This window comes from uncultured Mycobacterium sp. (assembly GCF_964249325.1).
Taxonomy (GTDB): Bacteria; Actinomycetota; Actinomycetes; order Mycobacteriales; family Mycobacteriaceae; genus Mycobacterium.
On sequence record NZ_CAXUCH010000190.1, the window covers coordinates 1 to 8,597 of the forward strand.

Annotated in this window: 11 protein-coding genes; 8 read left to right on the top strand and 3 right to left on the bottom strand. The window is 63.1% G+C overall.

The annotated features are described in order from the left end of the window. Positions 1–30: 30 nt before the first annotated feature. Positions 31–552, bottom strand: coding sequence for an alpha/beta hydrolase (locus tag ACFE99_RS19165; protein ID WP_375488013.1), 522 nt, complete (start codon positions 550–552; stop codon positions 31–33). Positions 553–814: 262 nt separating this feature from the next. Between ACFE99_RS19165 and ACFE99_RS19170 the strand changes: the two genes are divergently transcribed. Continuing rightward, complete coding sequence (locus ACFE99_RS19170; protein ID WP_375488014.1) at positions 815–1,075, top strand: hypothetical protein; 261 nt, start codon at positions 815–817, stop codon at positions 1,073–1,075. A gap of 100 nt (positions 1,076–1,175) precedes the next feature. Here the strand turns inward: ACFE99_RS19170 and ACFE99_RS19175 are convergent, their stop codons facing one another. Next, complete coding sequence (locus tag ACFE99_RS19175) at positions 1,176–1,952, bottom strand: cutinase family protein (protein WP_375488015.1); 777 nt, start codon at positions 1,950–1,952, stop codon at positions 1,176–1,178. Positions 1,953–2,293: 341 nt separating this feature from the next. Here ACFE99_RS19175 and ACFE99_RS19180 point away from each other — a divergent pair, with 341 nt between their 5' ends. Beyond that, on the top strand, positions 2,294–2,629 hold the full coding sequence (locus tag ACFE99_RS19180; protein ID WP_375488016.1) for a DUF732 domain-containing protein: 336 nt from the start codon (positions 2,294–2,296) through the stop codon (positions 2,627–2,629). A 731-nt stretch (positions 2,630–3,360) separates the two neighbouring features. On the opposite strand, the gene ACFE99_RS19185 is transcribed toward ACFE99_RS19180, so the two are convergent. Beyond that, a complete protein-coding gene (locus ACFE99_RS19185) occupies positions 3,361–4,179 on the bottom strand; it encodes a hypothetical protein (protein WP_375488017.1) in 819 nt (272 codons plus the stop codon). Positions 4,180–4,867: 688 nt separating this feature from the next. Between ACFE99_RS19185 and ACFE99_RS19190 the strand changes: the two genes are divergently transcribed. The 6 genes from ACFE99_RS19190 to ACFE99_RS19215 all read left to right on the top strand — a co-directional run. Further along, positions 4,868–5,239 carry a hypothetical protein gene (locus ACFE99_RS19190; protein WP_375488018.1) on the top strand — a complete coding sequence of 124 codons (372 nt, stop codon included), beginning with the start codon at positions 4,868–4,870 and terminating at the stop codon, positions 5,237–5,239. Between the two features lie 257 nt (positions 5,240–5,496). Further along, positions 5,497–6,633, top strand: a complete 1,137-nt coding sequence (locus ACFE99_RS19195; protein WP_375488019.1) for a tyrosine-type recombinase/integrase — start codon at positions 5,497–5,499, stop codon at positions 6,631–6,633. Further along, positions 6,630–7,073, top strand: a complete 444-nt coding sequence (locus tag ACFE99_RS19200; RefSeq protein ID WP_375488020.1) for a hypothetical protein — start codon at positions 6,630–6,632, stop codon at positions 7,071–7,073. Before ACFE99_RS19195 ends, ACFE99_RS19200 begins: the two co-directional genes overlap by 4 nt. 80 nt (positions 7,074–7,153) lie before the next feature. After that, positions 7,154–7,354 carry an excisionase family DNA-binding protein gene (locus tag ACFE99_RS19205; protein WP_375488021.1) on the top strand — a complete coding sequence of 67 codons (201 nt, stop codon included), beginning with the start codon at positions 7,154–7,156 and terminating at the stop codon, positions 7,352–7,354. 98 nt (positions 7,355–7,452) lie between these two features. After that, a complete protein-coding gene (locus ACFE99_RS19210; protein WP_375488022.1) occupies positions 7,453–7,698 on the top strand; it encodes a hypothetical protein in 246 nt (81 codons plus the stop codon). Further along, the coding region (locus tag ACFE99_RS19215) for a bifunctional DNA primase/polymerase (RefSeq protein ID WP_375488023.1) at positions 7,695–8,597 on the top strand (903 nt) is incomplete at its 3' end. The genes ACFE99_RS19210 and ACFE99_RS19215, both read left to right, overlap by 4 nt.

Here is an 8,597-nt window from a genome sequence, read left to right on the forward strand (position 1 = left end):
ACATCCTCACCATCAACGCCGCCATCATGCTCACCCTGAGTGCCGGTCAACACCCATCGAGACGCCGGCCACCGCGCGGTGGCCTTTGTCAGGCAGTGTGCGGAATTGCGTGTCGATCGCTGGGATGACCCGGTTGATGATCTCCGTTTCGTAGTTGTGACTGCCATCTTTCCAGTCGACGTAGAAGCCAGTCAGCCCGCCGGACGGCGTAACAACGATGAACTGTTGGTTGTCAGGGAACGTGCTTGTCACCGAGATGAGATTGGTGCGGGTCAGAAACGAGTCCACGTTTGACTCTGCCCCATACAAGAGGTACAGCACGGGATAACGCCGCATCGAGGTGTCATACTGCGGCGGAAGCAGGACGGACACGGGATTTTCGTCGACGGTGATGTGCTGGATACGTGGGCCGTTCGCGGTGGCCGTGTCGGGATGAACGGTTGAGCAAATGATGTCGGGAATTTGGATGGTGGCCTTTGCAGCGGACATGCCAACGACCGTGCTTGTGCAGAGCAAGACGGCATATGTTGTTGCCGCCAGCTGCTTTTTCATTGGGGCACGATAGTGGTCTGGTCATAACAGCAAAGAAACGGCGTGAATACCGTTTGCTCACAATCGAAATCTGCACTTTGGTACGTTCTGTACGGTGCCGTTCTGATGACCTAGCACCTAAAGATGCCGGTTTTCTCAATGCCTGATGGTGACCGCGTGATGTGTGACGAGTGTGGCTCTATCGCGCCTGTGCGGAGTGGTCGATGTTCTGGACCGGTTACGCATCCGTGAGCGACGGGGCGGCAGGCGTTCATAAAACCGCATGAGCGGGTACTCGAGCGTGGTGAACGCTTACCTGGTCTTCTGCACGGTCGAGGCCGGCTTCCTTAACCTCTGGATCATTGGGTACGCGGTCATACTTCTGCTCTGCGGCCAGCGCGGTGAGCCGGTGGTAGCGCAAGCGATGCGGTGGTTTACTGGCGGCCGCCACAGACCGCTGGCAGCGTCCTGGCCGGTCGCGCCGCAGTCCGCCAGGCGCTCGTTGAGCACCTGGTCGGCGGGCACGGCATTCTTCGTGCAATAACGTGTGATCGAGCCGCCACAGTTCACCATCGCCTCAGGCGATATGATCTAGCGCCGTTGCTCGTCTGCCTGCACGCGCGAAACAAAGGCTGCATCACGGATTAAGCGCCAAAGTCTCCGCCGGGAGACGAAGCCCCGGCGCCGGTGGTCGACGCGCCAGGACCCGCACCCGCTGGCGCACCGGGACCCCCGCCAAGACGACTGGCCGCAAAGGCCGCGCCCTGGTCAATTATTGGGCCATTGGTCGAGTACGTCTTATGTACCTCGAAACTACCGCCGTCGGAACAGATCGGGTCCTCGGGAGCGCATACCGTAATGGTCTTGGCCTGATAGAGCGGCCCGATGACGACCGGGGGCGCGCCGAAAAAGTTCATCATCTTGTCGCTTGGCAGTGCGTAGAGCACGACCGAGGAGACGTGGTTGGCCACCTCGGGGTCCATCGGTTTGGGTACGCTCTCCGGATCGATCCCAGCCGGTACGGCAGCCGAGGTGACGAAACCCATGACGGCCGCGCCCGAGGAAAAACCGCCGAGCACCATCTTGCTGTTGGGGCAGTCGTGCGTCATCGAAACAACATGCGCGCTCGCGTCTCTGATCCCCTCTTTGCCCGCGTTCGTAAAGTCGTATGTAGCGGGGTAGTTGACCGGATATACGTCGAGCGATTTTGCGCCGACCTGCGGGCGCAGTGCATCGATGAATGCCTGTCCGGTCGGGCCGACCCCAGGAGGGTCGTCGGTGCCGCGGGCGAACACCACCTGAACATCCGGACAGGGATCGGCTGCGGTGGAGGGAATTGCAGACGCGAGGACGGAAAGGCTAACGCCCGACGCCGCGACTACCGCAGCAGCAAGCAAATGAGGGATGCGACGCGCGATCATCCCGCAATGGTGCCACGCGTGCGGTTGTAAACCGCGACTTTTCCACACGCCAACCGCCGTGCGTCGATTGCCGTGTCCTCCCCGGGGCCGGCCGTCTGCGCTGGGCGCTCATCGAGCAACTCGTTGGAGCCGACGACTAGATGGCTCGCCGCAGTGGTCGCGGATTGACCGGCGCACCGCTGCCAGCAGCCGTAGCTCGCTGTCGATGGTCCTCCGGTCCGCGCATGGTGCCGAAGCCTAACGGTCGAGCTGAAGCGTGCAAGCCATTGGTTTCCTGTCCTGAGGTGCCGGTTTGCCGAACGTCCCTTTCGGGAACTGCCCGCAGAGGAAGGGGCGTCGAATTGAAAAAGGAAGGCGAAGTGGCGCACATCATGGGCAAGGCCGCTATTGGTCTCGTCGTGGCGGCCAATGTAATCGCGTTGGCTCCGTGCGCAAAGGCGGACGAAAACAACTTCCTCGCCAACCTGGGTCAGCATGGCATTTTCACCGTCCGCGATCCAGCTGTATTGGTGAACTTCGGACGAGGCATATGCGACGATCTGGCGAATGGGGTTTCAATACCGGACGAGGTAAACCGCTTCCAGGCCGAGGAATTCCCTACCGCACCCACGCCTACTCAGGCCCAAGCGTTTTTTGATGCAGCCCACCAAGAGTTGTGCCCCGATGCAGCGGGATAGTGGGTCATTAGAACCTGGTTCGGCTGCCGGCCTTGATGCTTAACACGACGGAGGTAACCACGACGAAAGCTGAGCTGGATGGCGGTGTTGTCAACCGCACTAACTATTGATGAGCCAGAGCAAGCTCGTCATAGCCGAGGGCCGTTCTGGTTGACTCCTGGCGAGCGAGCAAATTACGGTCAATGCCACCGGGGCCAATCTGGCCGTGCTCGTGACTTTGGCGATTCTGGCGCGCCGAGTTCTATCTCTTGGTAGAGCCTCTGCGCGAAGGTAAGCAGGACGTCAACGTCAGCTGCGGTGACCGTTATCTGTTCGGCTTCGTTGTTTTCCGCATCTTCAACGGCTTCGGCTAGCCTCGAATAGGCGCCTGCCACAGTAGGCAGTTTAGGGTTGCGCATTGGGGTCCGATGAGTGTCTTGGTCGTCCCACGCTTCGCGAGCGGCAAGTAATGCGCCGGCCAGCTCGCGGGCATCGTTGGGAGTGAGAGCAACGTCGACGCCTGCCTTCTCAGCGTCGGCACCGGCCGTCAAGAGGGCCTTGGCGTAGTTGCCCCATAGAGTAGGTAGCCGCCGGGATCGGCGCCGAGTGGCCTGCGTGTCGCTGGTGCTAATAGCTGGCCCAGCGTGTTCGCTCATGCTGGCCATCCTGTCACGCCTCATTCGCAAGCATGTCGCCTTCCACCACGAACGCCAACTTGGCAATGGGTCAGGGTGTCGCGATGACCTTGATTACTACTGGCCTGGGATGCCTTGCAGACCCGGGATGCCTTGCAGACCTGCGATACCTTGCAGACCTGCGATGCCCTCCAGACCTGGGATGGCTTTTAGATCAGATAGAGCTTTCTGCAATGCCTGCTGCATCTCGTCCGGGCTTGCGGGGTCGTACGGTTTCGACCCGTCGATCAGCGCCCTGTCGACGATGTGAAGCCGCGGAGCGGGCGCTTTCGGCGCAACTGGGTTGGACGGCCCGGCCGGAGGCGGGACTACCGTCGGCTGCGCAGTCATGTTGGATGGCTCGGCCGAAGGCGGGACTACGGTCGGCTGCGCAGTCGTGTTGGATGGCTCGGCTGCCGGCGGGAGTACCGTCGGCCGCGCAACCGGGTTGGACGGCTCGCCCGGCGGCGGGAGTACCGTCGGCCGCGCAACCGGGTTGGACGCCTCGGCCAACGGCGGGACTACCGTCTGCTGCGCCGCTGAGTCTGCGTGGTTGACCGCGAACGGCACCGCCCAGACCGCGGCGGTCGCCGCCAGAGATAGCGGCAACGCCGCGAGGGAGCCGAAGCGGCGTAGCACATGCTTGCATCCGTCACGCGCGATGTCGTCGGTTTCGTCGCACTGCGAACAGGTGTCGGCGCCAACCTCGGTCGTACACGCTTCAACTGCCGCGGTGTCGGATAACGCCTCGACGGCCTCCGCGCGGTGGCCTAGGCGTTCGTCGAGCAGCTCGTCGGCCTCTCGGCACGACGGCTGCCCGCCCTGCTCACGGATAAATCGGCGCGCAAGAGCGATGACCGCAATTCTAAGTCGATCGTGTCGCGATCGCGCATGCACTGAGCATAGGGCGGTTCGGCTAACTGCGACACCCCGTTACCTACATCAGAACGAGGGCGCGCCCGTTCGCCAGGCCAGCGGACAGGGACCTGGGCTGGCAGTGTCGGACAGACAGGGGCTCGCGGACGAAGCGACAGTTGCGCTCTGCCGTCACTGACGAGTTGGGACAACTGCTTAGCACTAGTGATAAAGGTCCTGGGATTCCGCAGGAGGGGGAGTGATGACCGATGTGACGGTGGTGAAGTGTTGCTGGGTGGTCACCGTGAACCGGCAGACCCGTGAGGCCAGCGCGCAATTGTGGGATGACGACGAAACGGCATGGCAGCGATCATTTGACATCGAACGCGAGAACCCGCGGCTGTTTCCACGGTGGTCAGGCGACGTTGATAGGACGAGACGGTCGTGGGGTGTGTATATGGCTGGCCGTCAACCTTGGCAAAGATCCAACCAGGGAAAAACTGTGTAGCAGCCGGCGCCGCCGACTGCGGGTGCCCAAGCAGGACTGACCGCGGGTGCCCAAGCAGCAGGACCGACTGCGGGTGCCCAAGCAGGACCGACGTTTCCGGCGCCGTTCGTGCAAGTCAGCCCCGTGCAAACGTTGCAGACATCCCACGGCCCCGCCGACGAAACCACAGTATCCGAGCCACTCCCCACCACGGTGCAGGCGTGTGCGGGGGGCGCGGCGGCAATGGGCGCCACCATCGCCGAGGCTATTGATGTGGATATCACCAGCCATGCCGCGAGCTTGTTCATCTCATGTCCCTTTTTTGGCCGGCCTACCGCAAGTATCGCACCGGCTGCGGCGCGGGCGGGGAGTTTGTACTTGGCTGCCGTCGTCTATGGTGCCGTCAGCGAGTTGGGCGGCAGTCGTCTCGATGGTGATCGAGTCCCCGCCGTAGTTTCTGACGACTGGACCGCTGTCAGCGCCGAAGATGACCCGGTATGGCTGCGGGCCATCGTCTTCCCAATCATCGGCCTTCACCGCGCCGACAGGCAGGGGAACGTCGGGGCTGGGTTGGTGTGGTGGGCATGGCTAGCTACCTTCCATGCCGGTTCCTAGCAGAATGATTGGTCAGGTCATATTGAGGTCACGCGACCGTCATTAGATCTTGAAACCTCAGGTCAAACGTGGTGCGCGGTACTGGGATTGAACCAGTCCAATCGGTTTGCTAGCTCTGTGTATTTGGCCAGCGCAAACAGCTCATTACCTGCGCTGACCTCAGACAGTACAGCGTGAGCCAAGCGGAAGCAAGCGGAATTGTGTGTGCTATGGTCAGTTCACATTTAGTTCATGAACTGAGGACTGGAAGGCGCACAGTGACGCGCGGAGCGGGCCGCAAGACCAGGGCGAGCGGCACCTTCGGCTCGGTGGACAAGCTCAAGACCGGCTACCGCGCGATGTACTACGGCCCAGACGGCCGCCGATACAAGGCCCCGACCCTGTTTCTCACCAAGAGGGAGGCTCGGTCATGGCTGTCGCTGCGCCAAGCCGAGATTGTGCGCAAGGCGTGGGAACCGACTGAGGCCGCCGAGCAAAAGCCAGCCAAGATCACGTTCGCCCAGTATGCCGATCAATGGCTAGCAGAGCGTGATCTGAAGGACCGGACCCGCGAGCACTATCGAAAACTGTTGGATCAGCATCTGCTGAAGGCGCCGTTCGCGTCGCTGCCGCTGCCGTCTATCACGCCTGACGATGTGCGGTCGTGGCATGCAAAGTTCGGCACCAAGGCGCCGACGCTGCGAGCACACTGCTACGGCCTGCTGCGCACGATCATGGGCACCGCAGCCGGTGACGGAAAGATCGCCGTGAATCCGTGTGTGATCCGCGGCGCTGGCACATCCAGACGGGTACATAAGATCCGACCCGCCACGCTCGACGAGTTGGAGATCATCACCAGGGAGATGCCCCAGCAATACCAGGCCATGATCTTGCTTGCGTCATGGTGCGCGCTTCGGTTCGGGGAACTGGCCGAGCTGCAGCGCAGGGACCTCGACCTGTATGACGAAGTGATCCGAATACGCCGCGCCGTCGTCCGCACAAAGACCGGCTTCCAGGTCACCACACCCAAGTCTGATGCCGGCGTCCGCGATGTGGCGATCCCGCCGCACCTGCTGCCTGTGCTTGAGGACCATCTGTCGAAATACGTTGGCAAGGAACGTGATTCACTTCTGTTCGCGGCGTACAGCGGCGGTCATCTGGCGCCTGCCACGCTGCAACGGCATTTCTACAAAGCCCGCGACAAGGCCAAGCGGCCAGACCTACGCTTTCATGATCTGCGCCACTCGGGTGCAGTCCTGGCTGCCGCCACCGGCGCGAGTCTGGCCGAACTGATGGCGAGACTAGGCCATTCAACACCGGCCGCTGCGATGCGCTACCAGCATGCCGCCAAGGGCCGTGACCGTGAAATCGCCGCCCTGTTAAGCAAACTCGTCGAGAACAGGGCGCCGCGATGAACGGCGATAGCCCAATCAAGTACATCGTCGTATGCAACTGCGGAGGCGAAGCGAAGGCCGTCGCGTTCATCGATGACCGCCGCCCAGTCGGTGGCTCACTTTCTGTCAGGGGGATTGGTGAAGAGGATACGGCCGCCCTGTTCACCGTGGCAGACGGCAGACATCATGGAAAGCATTACAGGCAGGCTGCGAAATCATGGGCAGAACACGCGGTTACCGAAACTACATGGGCCGATGGCCATTCCACATGGATCGTCCGTTGCGTGGCGTGCCCCCAGCAAGCGCAACTCTCGGACCCCAAGAACCTGGTGCCGATCGCCGACCAGCTCGCGGCCAGGATCGATGAGTGGCCGCTAGTCCCGTCCCCAGGTGAAAGCCAGCCGCGTCGCATGATTCCGCTCGGCGTGTTGTGCCGCATGGTTGCGCATTTCAAATGGTAATGTCTCCGCTGCGCTCATAAGAGCGTCCCGTCTCCGAGCCTCGGGTGGACGGCATCATTTCGATGCCGAAGGAACCCGAGATGCCAGACCCCCTCACCTCGCCGCGCCGTCGTTACGTCAAGGTCAGCGAAGCCGCCGAATACCTTCAGGTAACTACGCGAACTATTCGCCAGATGCTCGCAGACGGGCGTCTTCGCGGCTACCGCAGCGGTGGCCGCCTGGTCCGACTGGACCTAAACGAGATCGACGCCGCCATGCAACCCTTCGGCGGTGCAGCGTGAGCCCGCCACGAGAAAGCCGCCCCGGCGGGAACACCACCGAGACGGCCTCCAAGACTGACCGGCACCACCCAAGTCGAGTCGCTTCTGACTCTACATCCGTGCCCCGACAACTGCGCGCACGCCGCGCCGCGAGTTGGCGACTACCAGTCCTGGACAGCGGCCGTTCGGACCCCTGGCACTACCTGCCGCCCGGTGTGCGCGGCTACCCGGACGCCGCGACGCATCTGCTCGACCACGGGCTGACGCCGGCGCCGAATCGTGAAGGTCTGCAGGTGCTCTGGCGCCGCGGCGGCCACAGCCGCCGAGCTGCCCAGTTCATCGCCGAGCGCTGGGAGGCGGCATGACCGCCGCCGTGTACGCCGCCGCCTACGACACCTACCGCCAGCGCGGCTGGGCGCCCATCAAACTGGCGGCACACACCAAATGGCCGCCCCCGCCTGGGTTCACCGGCCACGAGGGCGGCGCCCCCTCCTACCCGGACTGCTGCGCGTGGGCCGAGGAGGAGCCCGGAGGTAACATCGCCATCCGGCTACCCGCTGGCATGATCGGCATCGACGTCGACGCCTACGACGGCGAAACCGGCGCCCAGACGCTCGCCGAGGCCGAGAAACGTTGGGGGAGATTACCGTACAGCCCCCGCAGCAGCAGCCGCGACGACGCGGTATCCGGCGTCCGCCTGTACCGCATCCCAGCCGGGATGGTCCTGCCCGGCCAGATCGGATTCCCCGAGCTCGGCATCGGCGACGTCGAAATCTGCCAGCGCCACCACCGCTACGTCATGTGCTGGCCGTCGATCCACCCCTCCGGGCGGCAATACCGGTGGCTCGGCATCGACGGCGCCCCGATCGACGTGCCCTACCCCGCCGACATACCCGATCTGCCGCCGGCGTGGCTTAAGGCGCTGGCGCGGGACGACGACCACGCGCGCAACAACACCGACCTCGGCGAAGAGGCCTACGACATCAACGCCGCCGTCACCGAAGGCGAACCGTCGCAGCGTGTGCTGTTCAAACTTAGCCAGGCCATGACCGAGCTGTACGGCCCCAGCCGTCACGACGCGATCTTGGCGCGTGTCGCGGGGCTGCTGCGCCTCGGCAAACAAGGCGAACCCGGTGTCAAACGCGCGCTGCAAGCACTGCGTGAAGCGTTCGCCAACACGGTCGGACCGGACCGGCCCGGCGGCCGCAAAGAGGCGATCACCGAATTCAACCGCATGGTCACCGGCAAACGCATCGCCCAATTG

Bases quoted from the DNA above. Each gene is read 5' to 3' on its own strand.
- ACFE99_RS19205 (WP_375488021.1), top strand. From the start codon at position 7,154: ATGCCAGACCCCCTCACCTCGCCGCGCCGTCGTTACGTCAAGGTCAGC.
- ACFE99_RS19200 (WP_375488020.1), top strand. From the start codon at position 6,630: ATGAACGGCGATAGCCCAATCAAGTACATCGTCGTATGCAACTGCGGA.
- ACFE99_RS19190 (WP_375488018.1), top strand. From the start codon at position 4,868: ATGGGCGCCACCATCGCCGAGGCTATTGATGTGGATATCACCAGCCAT.
- ACFE99_RS19165 (WP_375488013.1), bottom strand. From the start codon at position 552: ATGAAAAAGCAGCTGGCGGCAACAACATATGCCGTCTTGCTCTGCACA.
- ACFE99_RS19170 (WP_375488014.1), top strand. From the start codon at position 815: ATGAGCGGGTACTCGAGCGTGGTGAACGCTTACCTGGTCTTCTGCACG.
- ACFE99_RS19175 (WP_375488015.1), bottom strand. From the start codon at position 1,952: ATGATCGCGCGTCGCATCCCTCATTTGCTTGCTGCTGCGGTAGTCGCG.